General features: G+C 71.7%; 16 protein-coding genes. 14 read left to right on the top strand and 2 right to left on the bottom strand.

What is annotated here, in order from left to right:
• Nucleotides 1–72: 72 nt before the first annotated feature.
• The gene (locus tag C2142_RS17805; RefSeq protein WP_148643565.1) at nt 73–1,221 is read left to right on the top strand and encodes a hypothetical protein; all 1,149 of its coding nucleotides are present in this window, start codon (nt 73–75) and stop codon (nt 1,219–1,221) included.
• Nucleotides 1,222–1,663: 442 nt separating this feature from the next.
• Nucleotides 1,664–2,848 carry an AAA family ATPase gene (locus tag C2142_RS17800; protein ID WP_148643564.1) on the top strand — a complete coding sequence of 395 codons (1,185 nt, stop codon included), beginning with the start codon at nt 1,664–1,666 and terminating at the stop codon, nt 2,846–2,848.
• 44 nt (nt 2,849–2,892) lie between these two features.
• Here C2142_RS17800 and C2142_RS17795 read toward each other — a convergent pair whose 3' ends face one another.
• Nucleotides 2,893–3,384 (bottom strand): hypothetical protein, encoded by a 492-nt coding sequence (locus tag C2142_RS17795; RefSeq protein ID WP_153882787.1) that lies wholly within the window; start codon nt 3,382–3,384, stop codon nt 2,893–2,895.
• A gap of 209 nt (nt 3,385–3,593) precedes the next feature.
• Between C2142_RS17795 and C2142_RS17790 the strand changes: the two genes are divergently transcribed.
• The 9 genes from C2142_RS17790 (at nt 3,594) to C2142_RS17750 (ending at nt 13,126) form a co-directional block, all read left to right on the top strand.
• Nucleotides 3,594–5,279 carry a DEAD/DEAH box helicase family protein gene (locus C2142_RS17790; protein WP_148643563.1) on the top strand — a complete coding sequence of 562 codons (1,686 nt, stop codon included), beginning with the start codon at nt 3,594–3,596 and terminating at the stop codon, nt 5,277–5,279.
• Nucleotides 5,280–5,702: 423 nt separating this feature from the next.
• On the top strand, nt 5,703–6,011 hold the full coding sequence (locus C2142_RS17785; RefSeq protein WP_148643562.1) for a hypothetical protein: 309 nt from the start codon (nt 5,703–5,705) through the stop codon (nt 6,009–6,011).
• A 70-nt stretch (nt 6,012–6,081) separates the two neighbouring features.
• Complete coding sequence (locus C2142_RS17780) at nt 6,082–6,303, top strand: hypothetical protein (RefSeq protein WP_148643561.1); 222 nt, start codon at nt 6,082–6,084, stop codon at nt 6,301–6,303.
• A 14-nt stretch (nt 6,304–6,317) separates the two neighbouring features.
• Nucleotides 6,318–8,390 carry a phage portal protein gene (locus tag C2142_RS17775; RefSeq protein ID WP_148643560.1) on the top strand — a complete coding sequence of 691 codons (2,073 nt, stop codon included), beginning with the start codon at nt 6,318–6,320 and terminating at the stop codon, nt 8,388–8,390.
• 62 nt (nt 8,391–8,452) lie between these two features.
• Entirely contained in the window at nt 8,453–8,698 is a 246-nt protein-coding gene (locus tag C2142_RS17770) for a hypothetical protein (RefSeq protein ID WP_148643559.1), read from the top strand.
• A gap of 122 nt (nt 8,699–8,820) precedes the next feature.
• Nucleotides 8,821–9,846 (top strand): hypothetical protein, encoded by a 1,026-nt coding sequence (locus C2142_RS17765; protein WP_148643558.1) that lies wholly within the window; start codon nt 8,821–8,823, stop codon nt 9,844–9,846.
• A gap of 89 nt (nt 9,847–9,935) precedes the next feature.
• A complete protein-coding gene (locus C2142_RS17760; protein ID WP_148643557.1) occupies nt 9,936–10,967 on the top strand; it encodes a hypothetical protein in 1,032 nt (343 codons plus the stop codon).
• Nucleotides 10,968–11,035: 68 nt separating this feature from the next.
• On the top strand, nt 11,036–12,196 hold the full coding sequence (locus C2142_RS17755) for an HK97 family phage prohead protease (protein ID WP_148643556.1): 1,161 nt from the start codon (nt 11,036–11,038) through the stop codon (nt 12,194–12,196).
• Between the two features lie 105 nt (nt 12,197–12,301).
• Nucleotides 12,302–13,126, top strand: a complete 825-nt coding sequence (locus tag C2142_RS17750) for an N-acetylmuramoyl-L-alanine amidase (protein ID WP_148643555.1) — start codon at nt 12,302–12,304, stop codon at nt 13,124–13,126.
• A 66-nt stretch (nt 13,127–13,192) separates the two neighbouring features.
• Here the strand turns inward: C2142_RS17750 and C2142_RS17745 are convergent, their stop codons facing one another.
• The gene (locus tag C2142_RS17745; RefSeq protein ID WP_148643554.1) at nt 13,193–13,903 is read right to left on the bottom strand and encodes a hypothetical protein; all 711 of its coding nucleotides are present in this window, start codon (nt 13,901–13,903) and stop codon (nt 13,193–13,195) included.
• Between the two features lie 324 nt (nt 13,904–14,227).
• On the opposite strand from C2142_RS17745, the gene C2142_RS17740 reads away from it, so the two are divergent.
• From C2142_RS17740 to C2142_RS17730, 3 genes are all read left to right on the top strand, one after another.
• Nucleotides 14,228–15,541, top strand: coding sequence for a phage major capsid protein (locus C2142_RS17740; protein ID WP_148643553.1), 1,314 nt, complete (start codon nt 14,228–14,230; stop codon nt 15,539–15,541).
• Nucleotides 15,541–15,993 carry a hypothetical protein gene (locus C2142_RS17735; protein ID WP_148643552.1) on the top strand — a complete coding sequence of 151 codons (453 nt, stop codon included), beginning with the start codon at nt 15,541–15,543 and terminating at the stop codon, nt 15,991–15,993. Before C2142_RS17740 ends, C2142_RS17735 begins: the two co-directional genes overlap by 1 nt.
• A 130-nt stretch (nt 15,994–16,123) precedes the next feature.
• A complete protein-coding gene (locus C2142_RS17730; RefSeq protein WP_148643551.1) occupies nt 16,124–16,687 on the top strand; it encodes a hypothetical protein in 564 nt (187 codons plus the stop codon).
• Nucleotides 16,688–16,692: the final 5 nt, after the last annotated feature.

The raw sequence follows: 16,692 nt of genomic DNA, 5'->3' as shown, positions 1-16,692 counted from the left end.
CGGCCCGGCGCCCGACCACCCATCTGCCGGACTGCGGCCCCGGCACACAACCCCTGGTAGGAGACCACCGGCATGTCCTGGTTCGCTGTTGGAGACAGCACCGACGACCACTTCAAGACCCTCTCGGCGGGCAACGCGGCACTTGGCCTGTGGGTCCGCTGCGGCGCCTACGCCAGCGCCCACCTGACCGACGGCGTGATCCCCGGGGCGGTCGCCGCCAAGAACGGCACCGCCTCGCAGGTCCGGAAGCTCGTGGCGGCCGGGCTGTGGCACGCCGCCCGGCACACCTGCCCGAAGTGCCCGCAGGTCCGTGAGGGCGACTTCGTGATGCACGACTACCTGGACGCAAACCCCAGCCGCCGGCAGGTTCAGGAGCGCCGGCGGCGCGCGGCGGAGAAGAAGCGCCAGCAGCGCGGCGGCGGTCATCCGCCCGCCGATGATGACGCTTCACCGGACAACCGGGTAGCCGATCGCGCGCCCGCTACGAACACCGGCCCAGGTCAGGGCGCTGAGTCCCCCGGGGACCGAACTGATCCTCGCGCGCGCCCGGCCCCTGCCCTCCCCTCCCGAAGGGAGGGGGTTGATGCGTGTGGGGAGCCTGTACGTCCGTGGGGGCCGGCGCGCCGGCACCCACTTCCGGATGGCTTCGAACCCGATGAGGCGGCTCTGCTGTGGGCGGCTGCCGAGGGGCACCTCGACCGGCTCGGCGGCCGGGAAGGCCTGGCGGCCACGACCGAGGCGTTCGTGGACTGGCACCGCGGCCGTGGCACGCAGGGCGCCGACTGGCAGGCGATGTGGCGCAAGTGGGTGCGGGAGCAGCGGCTCCGGCCCGGGGCGCCTGCGGATCAGGCCTCAGAGCGCCCTACGCGGCCGGCGCAGCACCGAGGGGTGGCAGACGCGGCGCAGGTGTCGGTGGCCGAGCGGTTCGCGAGCATCGAGCGGCGCATCGCGCTGGAAGACAGCTCGCCAGCGGCCGGGCCGAGGACGCTGACTCTCGTGGACGCGCTGCCTGCTGGCGGGAAGCGCCCGCCGTCGACGGTCATGCCCGGGCAGCGTCCACTGATGGCGGCGCTGCCCGGGGGCGACCAGGGCGCGGTTGAACCGGCGGATGTTCTGGACGCGATCGCCGAGCACGGTCAGGCGAACGCGGTGGCGATGTACGGCTGGCGGCAGGTGGCTGCGCTGCTTGCCGTCCCGGATCCGGCGACCGGCGGGGTGTGAGCCGTGCTGCCGCGTCGAGGGCTGTCGAGGTGCCGCAGGTGCCGGCGCCCGGTGCACTGGACGGTGACCATCTCGGGGGCGCGCCTGGCCGTCGACCCTGAGCCTTCCCATCGGGGGAACACCGCGGTCTACCGGGATGGCGTCGGGACGATTCGCTCACGCCGGCCCACCCGGGAGCTGCCGTTGCTGCCGTACGAGCGGCTGTTCGTGCCGCATGCGGCGACGTGTCCGCCTGGCCCGGTGAACAGGGACGTTCGGACCTGTGGCCCGGTCCCGGACCGGGGATAGGCTGCTCGGTTTGGCGCAACCGCCTGCCAGTTGGGACGTCCTGTAGTCACGAGCTGTCGTGGCGTCAGTCGGCCTGTCCGGTCGGCGCATCGAAGAGGGGGCGGGGCGCATCGCTGCGAAGCGACGCGACTCTCGCCGATTGAACGAAGGAGGAATGATCGAGTTGTCGGAGAGTCCTTACGAGGTGGTGCAGCAAGCGCTGCGCCGCTGGGGGAACGTGAGGCCGACTGAAGGGGGATGGCTGGCAAGGTGCCCAGCCCACGACGACCGGCAGGGCTCCCTACTCGTGCTTGCTGCTGGCGATGCCCGAGTCGAGTTGGACTGCCTGGGCGCCGGCTGCGACCCGCAAGACGTGGCGGCGGCTCTGAGGATCGGCGCGCAGTACGTGGTGGTACCGCCGCCCGCGTTCGAGGACGGTCCGGGCTGGATCTGGCCGGGTTACCTTCCGTCGGTCGGCCTGACGCTGATCGACGGGGAGGACGGCGTCAACACCCTGGCGGTGGCGTTGGATGTGGCGGCTCGCGCGTCGGCCGGGTCTGGTCTTCCGGACGGCCAGCACCCGCCCACCGGCCACGACGTGGTGGTGCTGACGGCGCCGCACACCACGGCCGACGCGCGGCGGCTGCTGGCGGCCTCTGGTGCGGATTCCGGGCGGACCGAAGTGATTGAGGTCCTGGGTGGGCGCGGTGGCCAGCGGGGGCTGCGACTGCCGGCCGACCTGGCGCAGGTTGAGGAACTGCTGCGCGGCCGGGGCGTCGAGTTGCTCGTGGTGGACGTGATGCTGGTGTGCCCTTACCGGGTGCCCGCAGAGATGGCGTTGCAGGCGCTGTGCGAGATGTCGAAGGATCTCGGGGTGGCCGTGCTGGCGGTGAGGGACGCGTCCAAGCGGGCCGGCTGGCTGGCATCGCGCCGCGCGCAGGAGGCTGCGGAGCTGGGGAGTGTCGCGGCGGTGCACATGGCTGTGAACGGGCCTAAGCGCTCGAAGGCGCTGGTGCCGGTTGCCAGCGAGTCGTGGAAGGTCATGGGTGGCTTGCAGTTCTGCCAGGCCGTCCGTAACCGGCCGGTGGTGTGGAACTCGCGCTTCTCGCGGGGCACGGGCCGGGCCATCGAGAGCGCCGACCTGTGCCGTCGGCGTCCGGCGAGCACCGGGGCCTACAGGTTCCTGGAAGGGCTGCTGGCCGGGGGGCCCGTGCCGGCCCGGGATGTGAGTGCGGCCGCTGCAGGCGTGGGCCTGGCTCCGCGAACGGTTCAGCGGGCGCGTACGGAGCTCGGGGTCGTGGCGACGAAGACGGCGCAGGGGTGGGTGCTCTCTCTGCCGCCGCAGCACGTCGGCCGGTGAACGGGCCGGGCCCTTCCCGGTGCGGGAAGGGCCCGGCTGGGCGGTCAGTGGGTCGGCTGCGGGCTGTTGCTGGGCTGCAGCGGGCTGCGGGTGGCGGTCGGGCTCGGGGCCTGGGGGGCGGTCGGCAGGATCGTGGCCGGGCTGCTGGTGCTGGGTGCGGCCGGGGTCGGGGCGGTGACCACCTGAGTGGCGGTGACCGTCACGGTGACGGTCGGGGCGGGCTCGGTGACGGTCGCCGGGGCGGCCGGGGCGGTGATGGTGGGGATGGGGGTGGTCAGGGTGGCGGTGGCAAGGCCGGGTGCGGCGGCGGCCGGGGCGGGGCAGGTCGGCAGGACCGGGGCGGTGGGAGCGGAGGGGGTGATCACGGGCTGCGCCGGGGCCGGGCTCAGGAACGCGGTGGCCGGGGCGGCCGGGGTGAGGGGAGTGGCCGGGGTGGCGGCCGGGCGGGACGCGAGGGTGGTTCCGGTGGTGAATGCGGCGGCCACGGCGAGGGCGACGGCGGCGTGGCGGGCGGTGATCCGGTTGGTCAGGGCCATGGTTGGTCTCCTTGTGTGTGGGCTGGGGGTTCGCGGTCCCCGGCTGGCAGGACCAGCCTCGCAGAGAAACAGACTTAAGTCCATAAAGCTGACTGAGGTATGTTCTCGTCTTGTGGGGCTCGACGCGACACACCGCCGACAGCCGTGCACTGTGGCCTGCCGATCGATCCCGACCCGTGGGGGAGCGCGTGAAGCAGCCCCTGCCATCCTTGCCAGCGCCTCGCCCTGGCAAGGCCGGCCGCCGCCTGTACACCGACCTCGCAGCCTCGCCACCGGCCGTCCGCCGCCGCTTCTACGACGGCCTAGCGGCCAGAGACTGGGCCCAGGTCCTCGCCGCCGCCAAGGACGAGGCCGGCACCCCGTACGCCCTGTGGGCCGACGACCCCGTCGGGTTCGTCGAAGACGTCCTCGGCGAATCCCAGTGGAGCCGCCAGCGCGAGATCCTGGAAGCCCTGGTGGACCACCGCCGGGTCGCCGTCCCCTCGTGCTTCGGCTCCGGCAAGACCCACATCGCGGCGAGGGCGGCCGTGTGGTCCTCGGTCGTCCACCCGCCCGGCACCGCCCTCACGGTCACCACCGCCACCCGTGCCCGGCAGGTGCAGCGTCAGATGTGGCCCCACATCCGGCAGATCGTCGCCCGGGCGGGCCTGCCCGGAGAGGTGGGCGTCACCCAGTGGAAGATGCCGGACTCCCACGGCTCGGACGTCGTGGTGGCGTACGGCTTCTCGGCTCCCGACCACGACGAGTCCGCCGTGCAGGGCATCCACGCACCGCGGTTGATGTTCATCGTGGACGAGGCCGGCGGTATCGGCCGGATCATCGGCGCTGCCATGCGCGGAGTGCTCACTGGCGAGCACACCCGAGCCCTGCTGATCGGCAACCCACCGACCGACGACGAGGGCAGCTGGTTCGAGCAGACCTGCGCCGACCCGGCCGTGCACGTGCTCCCGATCAGCGTCTACGACACCCCGCTGATGTCGGGCGAGCGGACCCGGCGCTGCCGGTCCTGCCCACCGCAGGCGCCGGCGCACCTGCTCGCCTCCCACCTCGTCGACCCCGAGTGGGTGCAGGACACGATCCGGGACCACGGGGAGGACGCTCCGTTCGTCCAGGCCAAGGTGCACGCCCAGTTCCCGCGCGGCGGCCAGGCCCGGGCCATCCCGGCGTCCTGGATCGAGGCCGCAGCCGACGCCACCGAGCCCGACGGTGAGGACTTCCACGTGCTCAAGGGTCTCGGCCTGGACGGCGAGACCTCCCCGTACCGGGTGAAGGCCGGCGCGTGGGTGCGCTTGGGCGTCGACGTCGCTGCCGGAGGCGGAGACGAGATGGTGATCGCCCGCGCGGTCGGCGACCTTGTGGAGCTGCGCCACGCCACGGCCGGCCAGGACAACGCCGACCCCGTCGCGGTCGCCGGCGTCGTGCTGCGCGAGATCCTGGCGGCTCAGGTCCTCGCGGGGACGCTCGGCACCCGGCTCCCCGTCCGGGTCAAGGTCGATGGAGTCGGGGTCGGCTGGGGTGTGGCCGGCCTCCTGGCGGCGTGGCGGCGGGAAGGGCTGCACGAGGCGGAGATCGTGTCGGTCGTCGTCAGTGAGGCGCCGAGCCGGGACGACGAGGCGGCCACGCTGCGCCCTGCGACGCAGCGCGACGAGATGTGGCTGGCGACCCGGGCGCTGGTCTCGCCCGCCGCATCGGCGCTGCGCCTGCGCGTGGACCGGCGAACTCAGGCCCAGCTGTCCGCGCCCAAGCTCGGCACGAGCGCGAGCGGCCGGACGGTGATCGAGTCCAAGCGGTCAATGAAGGCGAGGGGGGTGAGTTCTCCAGACCGAGCAGAGGCTCTGCTGCTGGCGCTGTATGAGCCGCAGGCGCGTCGCCGAAAGGTCCGACTTGTCGCATAGGGCCGATCGAATCGCATACCGAGAGTTGTTAGACGGCACGTCTAATGCACGCATGTGGATCCCACCTGTTAGACGGGCATTCGGCCCAAAAGTTGCATGTCAAGCCATGTGATAGACATCACATTAAAAGGAGTGGCGGGGGCGGCAATGGCGGTTATTGAATCATGAAGAGCCGTACTGCATATGCCAGACGGCGTCGGGGGATGAGGGGGATTTGGCGGTGGCGTGTCAAATGTCTGGACCACGCTCACCACACCCCTCTATTTCTCCTTACTCGGATAACTAGGTCGAGACGGAAGTGCTTCCATCCCCACGTCGGAAGCACCTTCGCCCCTGGCGAGAAAAGGATGAATCAGTGCTCACAAATCAGTTCATGCGCTACGAGGCCTGCCCCCGCCGGGCTGCTCGGAAAGGAGCTTCCAAATGACCACGGCCGCTGAGAAGCTCTCGCATGAATGGGTTATCGCCGCCTACGTCCCCGTGGACGCGCAGGGCGCTGCATATGCACGCCGACGCGGCGTCTACCGCGTTCCGGCCACCACCAAGGTCTCCTCCGCCGAGGTGATGTGCATCCACTGCCGCAAGCCCTACGACGAGGCCCTGCACACCGAGTGCCCCGGCTCCGACCCCACCCTCCACGGCGGCCCCGTCGGAACCCGCAAGCGCCGCACCCCCGAGGCGCATCCCGCCGGCACCGCCGGCACGTCCGCCGTCCGGCTCGCCAGCGCCTAGGGTGCGCGGCGCACCCCCGCCGCCAGCCACACCGGGACGCTAAGCAGCGGGGCTGCCTAGCCTGCGTGCCGTGACGACACCCAGGAGGCCCAACCCGCGCGCCAAGAACGATGTCGCGCACCCGGCAGCACGCCGGGTGTGCGACATCGCCGCCGTAGCGCTGTTCGCCCTCGGCACGGCGGGCCTCAACGCGGCCGCCTACACCACGGACATGCGGCTCGGCACGGCCTGCACCAGCCTGTGCGCGCTCGCAGCTGCCACCGTCCTGGGCCGCGACGACGAGCAGCAGTAGGAGGACCCCCACCCATGTCCCGCCGCTGGTTTCCCACCTTGCGCCGAACCCCGCTGCCGGCCACCAAGAGCGAGCCGAACTATTCCCTCAACTGGTCGCCCGCCGGCATCGACCGGGCCCGGCCGTGGTCCGTCGAACGAGCCGTCCAGGACGGCATGGAACGCGCCGTGTGGATCTACAAGGCCGTGGACACCATCTCCAACCACGCCGCCGACCGGCTGCTGCGCGTCCGTCCCCGCAGCGGAACCTCCGAGGACCCGCTGCCGCCACTCGCCGTGCACCCGCTGTACGAGGCGATGAACGTCAAGGCCAACCCCCTCGAGGGCGCCTGGATCTTCAAGAAGCGGGTCAGCATGCAGCTGCTCCTCTCCAAGCGCGGCGTCTTCCTGGAGCCCACGTTCACGAGGGGCGGCGACCTGCTGCGCATCGACCTGCTGCCCCCGGGCCGCACCCGCCCGGTGCCCGGCAAGGGCGCGGACCTGGTATCCCACTTCGAGACCGTCACACCGACGGGAGAGCTGCGCACCCTGGACGTCGAGCAGGTGCGGTGGATCCGCAACCCCCACCCTCTCGACCCCTACTCCGGCATCACCCCGCTGGAGGCCGCCGGCCTGTCCGCCGACCTCGACTTCTTCACCCGCCACTACAACCTGAGCTTCGTCCACAACGACGCCCGCCCCGGCGGCGTCATCGGGATCGACGGCGACATGGACGACGCCGAACTTCGCGTGCTCCGCGCCAAGTTCGCCGGAGGCCCGTCGGCCGCCGGCGCGTGGACCGTCCTGTCGGGCGGCAACGTCACCGTCACCGACACCTCGGCCACCCCGCGCGACATGGCCTACGAGACCGTCTCCCTCAACTCCAAGGTCGAGCTCCTGGCTGCGTTCGGCGTGCCCGAATCCCAGCTCGGCAACGCCAGCGGCCGCACCTACGACAACGCCCGCGCCGAGAAGCTCATGTTCTGGGAGATCACGATGCCGCCGCACCTGCGCCTGGTCGCGGCAGCCTTCCAGGAGGACGCCGGCGACGGAAACGAGGCGTACTTCGATGTCTCCGACGTGGACGTGCTCCGTGAGTCCCGCGCCAAGCGGCTCGCCGAGGCCCGCGAGGAAGTCGCCGCCGGCGTCCGGTCCGTCCGCTCCTACGCCGAACTCGCTGGGTACGCCGACGAAGTGGACGACACCCCGGCCACCCGCGCCCTGTGGCTGACCTCCGGCCGCACCCCGGTGCCCGCTCGCGCCGCCGACGCCCAGGCCCTCGGCGCCGGCCCGCCCCAGCCCGGCCAGCCGCCCGCGCGCGCCGCCAAGGCCCTCGACCCCGCCACCGGCGACCTGCCGCTCGACGACAACGCGGCCCACGACCTCCGCGATCGTCTGGACGACGCCCTCCAGGCCCTGGCGGTCCGATGGACCGAACGCACCATCGCCCGCCTCAACGCGCCCCGCAACCGCCAGGGCACCCGCCACTGGGACGACCGCGGCGCCGCAGACCCCCGCACCGGCAGCAAGGACCTGCCCGTCGAGCAGATGATCGACACGGCGACCTGGCAGCAGGAAGCCGAGCAGGCCCTCCAGCCCCTCATCGAGCAGGCCGGCGACGCCGCCGCCCACGAGATGCACCGGCTCCTCGACGTCCCGGGCACGCCCCCCGTCGCCGCCTGGGCCGCGCTCGCCCCAAGCCTGGCCGAGACCGTCACCCGGCAGGCCGACCGGCTCGGCGACGATGTCCGCACCGAGGACCGATCCGGCGCGGACATCGCCGGCATCACCGCCACCATCCGCGCCTGGGGCCGCACTATGGCCACCTGGGCCAGCGCCACCGCCACCTGGCTGGCCACCGCCACCATCGAGACCGCCCGCGACCAGGCCGCCGCCGCGACCGCCCGCGCCGGCCTCGTACGCCGCTGGGTCGCCCACGACGACGCCCGCACCCGCCCCGACCACGACGCCGCCGACGGCCAGACCCAGCCCCTCGGCCAGCCCTTCACCGTCGGGCAGGACCTGCTGCGCCACCCCGCCGACCCCGAGGCGCCCCCGGGGCAGGCCCTGAACTGCCGATGCCGCCTGGCCTGGCGGATCCAGCACTGACCCCCCGTCAAGCCCGCTACGGGCCCGCCCAGGGCCCGTAGGCGCACGTGTGAGGATGGAGCATGACCACCGGAACCCCACCCAGTGACCGGCAGCAGCTGAACGAGGACTGGATCCGCAGCCGGCGTTGGGACATCCGCTACGCCAACGGCAACCCCGTGACCACGCTCGACGGCCTCGCTGAAGTGCTCGGCATCGATCGGCGCGAGGCGGCCCGCCGCGTCCTGACCCAGCCCTTCGGGAAGGCCGCCCCCCAAGAGCTGCTGGACGAGGCCCACCAGGAGCCCGCAGCCGACCCGTCCTCCTGATCCCGCGCCCTCACCGAACTGCGCAGGCCGGAACGCGGATCGGCGGTCCCGCGACGCAGCGACGCTATCGGTGACTTCTTGGCACTGTGCCCCCTCTGCCCCAGCGCTGCCGAGGGAGTGCCGTGCCGAATTCTGCCGTTCCTGCCATCCACCTGCGCCTCCGCGTGAAGCAGCAGCCCTTCCGCGAGAATCTGCATCCTCGGGATGGCCAGGGACGCTTCGCGCACACGCCAGGCGCCAGCACCGACCCGCTACTCGAACGCATCCGGGCCGCCGCAGCCCGGCCCGCCCGCGGTCCACGCTCGCAGCCGCGGTTCGACGAGGAGGAACACGGCCTGGTGTTCCGGGACGGCGACAGCGAGCGCGTAGCGCAGGCATACAAGGCCAACGTCGTCGCCGGCCTGACCCGGGACATGAATGACGTACCGGACGATGCCCTCCTCGCGGAGAACGACCGCACCCGCCTGGCCAACGTCCAGAACGGCTACGCCACCGCACACCAGGACCCGGAGACCGGGCAGCTGCGCACCACCGGCCCCGGCAGCCCGCCCCCACACCCCTCGTGGACGCAGGTCAGCCCGGATAAGGCCCGCGACCTCCTGCGATCGGAAGCCGTGAACCGCATGGTCGCGACCTGGGCGATGACCTCCAACGACGAGGACCCCGCCGCCCTCGCGCTTCAAGCAACCGCCCGCGACCACTTCGGCCTGCAGCCGACCGCCGACTGGCCGAGCGTCGACCACCTCGTGCAGGCCACCGCCGACCACCAGGCCGCTCACCGGCTCGCGCTCGAAGCGTTCCTCACCGCCATGTGGGACCGCACCCAGACCCACCTCGCCGAAGCCAACCTCGGCTCCCTCACAGTGTTCCGAGGCATGAGCACCCCCGACGGCAAACCGCCCGCCGGGTGGGCAGCCGACACCAGCACCCTCAGCGACCCAGCCCTGCGCCCCCTCTCGGCGTTCTCCCTCGACCCCGACGTGGCCCACCAGTTCGCCACCGAGGAGGGGCCCGGCATCGTCATGAGCGCCATCGTGCCCGCCGGGCGCATCATCGCGACTCCGGCCACCGGAATCGGCTGCCTGGACGAAGCCGAGGTCGTCGTCCTAGCCGGCCCGGGCACCTGGCACTGGCAGCCCGCTGACTGACGTTTGCTCAGCCCTGCGCTCGGCGCGACGCTGCGCCCCTTGCGCTGCCAGCCTGCCGCGACCCACACCGCCCGGCAGAAAGCAGCACGGTGCACGCCGAGCCCACCACCGTCACCCTGCGCCTGCGGGCCAAGACTGGCCCGTGGGACGAACACCGCCACCGCCGAGACAACCGCGGGCGCTTCGCCGAACACGCCGGCACCGCGCCAGCAGCCCTCCCCGGCACCCGATCCAACAGCCAGCACATCCCCGACTCGGAGCTGCTCGGCAGCCGTCATCGCCCCGCAGGGAAGGTCAAGGCCGCCATGTGCGGCTCGCTTGCCCAGCGCATGAGCGCCATCACAGACGAGCAACTGCTCTCCGACCGGCAACGCGACCGCCTCACCCGAGTACGGGCCGGGCAACTTGCCGCCTACCAGCCGGAAAGCGGCGCCAACGGGTACGCCGAGTACGTGGATCAGGCCGACCTGGACAGCGGGACCCGCCGAGAGCCGTGGGGCTACACACGGATGACCGGCGACGAGTACCGCGACTTCGCCCGCGCCGAGGCCGTCTCCCACCTGGTGGCCGGCTGGGCCTCCACCGCCAACGATCACGACCCCCACGCCCTTGCGCTACAGGAGACAGCCCGCCGCCGCTTCAACCTCGCGGACACGATGCCCTGGGACCATGGCCACGAGGAACTGGAAGCCGAGACACAGCAGGTTCTCGCCGAGGACGGCCAGGTGCTGGACGCCTTCCTCACCGCCATGTGGGAGACCACTCAGGAACACTTCGCCACCCTGGGAATCGACCACGTCACCGTGCACCGCGGCTTCACCGGCGACTACGACGACTCCCACACCAGGGAGATCGACGGGTCCGGCACCATCACAGACCTCCCGCTCCGGCCACTCTCCTCGTTCTCCACCGAGGACCACATGGCGGAGGAGTTCGCCACGCAAGGCGGCGAAGTGTCCGGCTACGTCATGAGCGGCGACGTACCGGTCACCCGCATCCTGGCCGTCCCAGGGACCGGGATCGGCTGCCTGGAAGAGACCGAGATCGTCGTCCTGGCCGGCCCCGGGGAGTGGCACATCTACGAGGTGTACCCCGACGAGACGGACGACTACTTCGGCTGAGGCCAGGCGCGACCCAACACCCCGCCGGCGCCTACGGTGGCCGGCACCAACCTCGGAGGAGCGACACGGTGGGAGCACGCACAGCCAGCGCCACGCTGGACCACAAGCAGGCGATCCTCGGCGTCCTGGAGACCGACGACGAGCAGGGCGCGTTCACCACGCTCGTGTCCGTCACCGGCCTCCTAGACCACGACGGCGACGTCATCGAGCCGGGCGCCTACGCCCGCACCCTGGCCGAGCTCACCCCCAAGGGGGTGTGGTCGCACGACTGGAACGTGTGGACCGCCCGCACCGAGCACATCGAGGAACTGCTGCCCGGCGACGCGCGTCTGCCCGCCACCCTCCCGGACGGGCAGCCCTGGCCCCCCGGGGCGGGCGCGCTGCTCGTCAAGGGCCGCTGCAACCTCGCCACCCAGGCCGGGCAGGACATGTACGCCAACCTGCAGTTCTTCAGCGACCAGGTGCAGTGGTCGATCGGCTACAAGGTCCGCACCGCCAAGCGCAGCAAGGGCGCCCGGCACATCACCGACCTCGACCTGTACGAGTACAGTCCGGTCCTGTTCGGCGCAAACCCGTACACCTCGACCCTCGACCTCAAGCGCCACCGGGACGCCAAGGCCCGCGGACTGCTGCGCGAAGCCGAGGTCGAACTCGCGCCGCTCGCCGGAACACTGGAAGAGCGCATCGACGCGATCACCGCCGTCGTGCAGCAGCGGCTTCTGCCGGCTACCCCCGACGAGTTCGGCGGCGGCACTCTTCAAATCATCGGCACCTACCCGGACCGGGTGATCGCCTCCCTGTGGAAGTACACCGAGGACGGCTTCGGCGCCACCACCTGGGAGGTGCCGTACACCCTGGACGGTGAAGGACAGCCGACCGCCGGCCCGCCAACCCCGGTGCGCCTGGTCCTGGACGTTGAGGGCGGCGGCGCGGATGCCGCCCTCGCCCCGCTCGTGCCCGACCTGGACCGGGTCACATCCCAGCTCAAGACCCTCACCACGGTGGAGAGCAAGGAAGGCCGGGCCCTGTCCGGCGAGAACGCCGGCCGCTTGGCCACCGCGGTTCAGCAGCTGGTCGCCGTGCTCGACTCCGCCGGCATCTCCTGGCAGCAGACGGACGACCCGCCGTCGCAGAGCAAGCAGGCCGCCACGACCCTGCACCTGGGCGAGATCAGTGCTGCCCTGGCCCTGTTCGCCGATGCCCACGAGGGCGCCAACGCCGCCAAGTGACGACGCGACCTTAGCCACGGCCCCGGCCTAGCTTCCCGGCACCAAGTACTCAAACCGGGAGGACACCGTGCGAATGAGGCATTGGAGCGAGCCGGAGGCGAGCCGATGAAGCTCGTCTCCCGCTCCGAGTGGGGCGCGGCGCGGCCCACCGGCTCCTACGTTCCTGTCAGCTCCACCAAGGGCGTCAAGATCCACTACGAGGGGTCCGCCGTTCCGGGCGCTCTCGCCAGCGACCACGGCCGGTGCGCCGGCCACGTCCGGGACATCCAGGCCTCGCACATGGCGAACCGGGACGAGGGCTGGATTGACATCGCCTACAGCTTCGTCGTCTGCCCGCACGGCTACGTGCACGAGGGACGCGGCCTCCACCGCAAGAACGGCGCGAACGGCAACGGGCCCCTGAACGTCGGCCACTACGCGGTGTGCGCCATGGTCGGCACCTCCGGCATCACCTCGCCGACGGACGCCATGCTGGACGGCCTGGTCGATGCCATCGAGTACTGCCGCAGCGAGGGCGGAGCCGGCAGCGAAGTCCGGGGCCACCGGGACGGCTACGCCACCGACTGCCCCGGCGACGACCTGTACGTGTGGATCCAGCAGGGCGCGCCCAGGCCTGGCGGCTCGGGAGCGGCGCCAGCGCCGGTGCCGCCGTCCGGCCCGTCGGCCGCTCCGCCCTTCCCTGGCCGGATCCTGCGCCTCGCTGAACCGATGATGCACGGCTCCGACGTGCAAACCGCGCAGGCCCGGCTGATCGAACGCACCTGGAACGTCGGCCCCGACGGCGCGGACGGCTGGTACGGGGAGCACACCCGATCCACCGTCGTCGCCTTCCAGCAGGACTCCACGGCCAACGGCTGGCCACTGGACGACGACGGAGAGATCGGACCGCTCACCTGGGCGGCCCTGTGGGACCGGCCCGTCACCCGCTGACACGGCGCAGCGCCCCCACCAGAACGGTGGGGGCGCTGCGGGCTTGCGAACACGGAAGCGACGCGGCTACCAGGCGTGCCGCCTGCCGCTCGCGAGTACCCCGCGCGCCCGGTTGATCGGCGGATCCCAGCTTCGCCCGGTCGTGGCGCCGGAGATCGTGGCGACGGACACCCCAAGACGCTCAGCGAGGTCCGCGCTCGGGAAGTTCCCCCGAGCCAGCACCCGCCCCCGATACGCCTCCCGGGTCAGCTCTCCCAACGAGCTGGTCGCCCATGTGGCCAGGACCCGGTAGCCCTCACGCACCCAGAACTGCTCCTCGACCCGCCGCACCGCATCCGGCAGACCCGAGTCTGCGGCGTCCGACCAGACGGCCGGAGCGATCAGGTGGCCGGCGGCGTGTTCCTCGGCGGCCCGAACGTCCGCATGGATCTGCACCTGCGGCGTGAGGAGCGGGAAGGCCAGGGCCGTGAACCAGCCCTCGTCCGTTCGCGTCAGGCAGCCCCAGGTCCCACGCACCTGCGCCATCGGCCACAGCGACCACGCAGCGAGCTGGTGCATCCACGCCTCCGCTCGCCCTTCCACCGCGCACGGCCCGTACAGCGCCGTCTTCCCACCAGGCCCGGCAACGCGCAGCACCCAGCCCGCGCCCGAGGAGAGCACCTGGTACCGGGTCCCGGCCACAGCCAGCTCGCTGCCTGGCTGACCGGCCGGCGCCGCCGCAGCCAGGTCAAGGTCTCCCGGTATCTGCGGCAGGTCGGGACGGGGGAAGGGATACACGTCGGGACTCCGATCGTCGGTGTCGGTATCGGCCGAGCCCTGGCCCAGCCGTCCAACGCTCTGCGGGACCGCTCTCCACAGTCACCAACCTCACCCACCCTGGGCACACCCAACTTCGCTGACCGGCACAAGAGTTATGGCGCGAGAGCGGGGCGAAAACGGATGCCCGCCAACAGGCGGCGGCTCGACGCGACACTAAGGACGGGCCGCTCCTACGGTGTGCCGATCGCCGTGGCGCACCGGTGCTGACCGGGCGCACGACGTGACACCCCTTCGCCCCGCACTGGCGGGACGGCCCGGCCCAACCCCAAGGAGCGTCACCTCGTGACCGCCGACAAGAACCGGCTCAAGGAACTCAACGCCGCGCTGCGCACCAAGGCCGCCGAGCTCGACACCATCAGCAACGCCTTCACGATCGAGGACGGCGGAGTCACCGTCTCCACCGAGAAGGCCGCCGCCTTCCGCAAGACCCTCGGCGAGGCCCAGGCGATCAAGCAGCTGATCACCGACCTCGAGGGCGCCGCCAGCATCGAGTCCTTCCTCAACGAGCCGGCCAGCCAGCCCTACGCCCCCCAGGACGCCGCCCTCGCCGCCCGCCTCGGCGCCGGCCAGGCCAAGAGCCTCGGCCAGCGGTTCGTCGACTCCGACGAATTCAAGGCGCTCAGCGCGGCCGGCTTCCGCGGCTCGTTCGACGAGATGGTGACCGTCGACGGCCACGCCCTCGACCAGCTCAGCAAGGACATCTTCAGCCGGTCCGCCGGCACCGCCTCCGTCCTCGGCCTCGGCACCCCGGAGCGACTGGAGATCGTCCCCCGCGCCGTCCGGCCCGGGCGTGTCCGCGACCTCTTCCCCTCGCAGACCACCACCGCGAACCTGCTGTACGGCGTGCGGGTCACCGGCTTCACCAACGCGGCCGGCATCGTCCCCGAGCGCGCCATGGAGGTGCCGCCCGGCGGTGGCGCGGCGGTGGAGGTGTTCGCGCGAGCCGGCCAGTCCAACCTGACCTTCAAGACGGTCACCTACCCGGTTGCCGAGATCGCGCACACCATGCCGATCCACAAGAACACGCTCGCCGACGAACCGCGGCTGCGCGACCTGATCGACAGCGAGATGGTCGACGGCGTGAAGATGGCCGAGGACAACGAGATCCTCTACGGCCCGGGCGGCGACGAGAGGATCACCGGCATCGTCAACACCCAGGGCGTCCAGACCTACGCCCAGGTGGACCCGGACAAGCAGTCCGCCGCCATCCGGCGCGCCGCTACCCGGGCGTTCCTCGCCTACTTCCCGCCGACCGGCATCGTCCTCCACCCCTTCGACTTCGAGGACCTGGAGCTGGAGACCGACAACCAGGGCGCCTACCGCGTCGCGGTCAACGTCGCGGTCGGCGCGCAGAAGGTCGTCTGGCGGCTCGCCGTCGTCGACTCCATGGCGATCAACGAGGGCAAGTTCCTCATCGGCTCGTTCGGGCTAGGCGCCCGCCTCTACGACCGCGAGCAGGTCTCCGTCCAGATCTCCACCGAGAACCGCGACAACTTCGAGCGCGGCGTCGTGACCGTGCGCGGCTCCGAGCGCGTCGGCCTCGAGGTGCCCCGCCCCGAGTCCTTCGTCTACGGCACCTTCAAGGCGACCCCCTGATGGCCACCCGCAAGCCGCCCGTGAAGACGGCCGCCAGCCCGCCCAAGCCGCAGGACACCCCCGAGGCTGGCAGCGCTACGCCGCCGGCCAGCCCGCCCGGCATGGAGCTGTCGGCCGCCGCCCCGCTCGAACCGCCGACGGCGCCCCCCGCACCCGAGCCGGCGCCCAGTCCCGAGCCGCCGACGCAGCCAGGGATCACCGCCCACCAGCCCCTGGTCGTCGACCACACGGACCTCGTGGGCGAGGACGGCAACGAGCTTCCGCGCGACCTCGCCGAGCTGTTCGACCTGACCCACCCCGAGTGGACCGTCGTCTACCCGCGCCTGCGGATCTACCAGCGCCGCACCTACACCGGAAGCCGGCGAACCGTCACCCAACTGCTCTACACCCCCGCCCAGTCCATCCCCCGGGCCGAGTTCGACCAGCTTCAGCGAGCCCTCGGCGGGGAGTAGCCCCGGTCGCAGTCACGAGCCCGTCCCCGAACCTGGGGACGGGCTTCCGGCTGTCCAGCCGCTGGCGGCGGCGCCCGGACCTCTACGACCAGATCGACCCCGCCGCGCCCGGGTGCCATAGCCTCGCGAGGTGAGTGAGACCAAGGAGTACGCGCTGCAGTTCGTCCGCACGTGGGCGGAGGCGGTGGTCCGGCAGGCCGAACGGGCACGGGCCGTACGTGTGAGGGCCGCCCGGGACAGCAGGAACTACGAGCACATGGAGGACTGGAGCCCCACCACGGAGGAGATCGAAGCCAACTTCCGCGAGCAGTGGGCTGAGGAACACATGCTCGTCTGGGCGGCCCACCAGCTTGAGCGGTGGGAAGGCCGACTCCGGAGCGAGCGCGGCCAAGACCCGGTGGAACCGGACGAGCTGCTGAAGAACATCCGAGACGCCCTTGAACACCTGGATGAGGTCGACTTCAAGGACGGCAGCGCGGTGCCGCCGAGCGCTGCGGGTGGCCGTGTCACCGGTAAGGCACTACGCCGGCTCCCCGGAGAGCAGCTGTGGATCGAGTTGCACGACGGCAGCAGCTTCGAGGGGGTCTCCCCCGAGACGGTGGAGACCCACGCCCTGGCCGTTGTGCGTTCCATCGAGGACGACTTGGAGCAGCAGCTCGTTGACCGGTGCCTCGACCTGCTCCGTGACCGGTAATCGAC

Origin of the sequence: Streptomyces sp. CB01881 (assembly GCF_002953255.1) — a bacterium.
Classification (GTDB): Bacteria; Actinomycetota; Actinomycetes; order Streptomycetales; family Streptomycetaceae; genus Kitasatospora.
The sequence above is the reverse complement of the archived record's forward strand: the minus strand, read 5'-3'. Positions and strand labels throughout refer to the sequence as shown.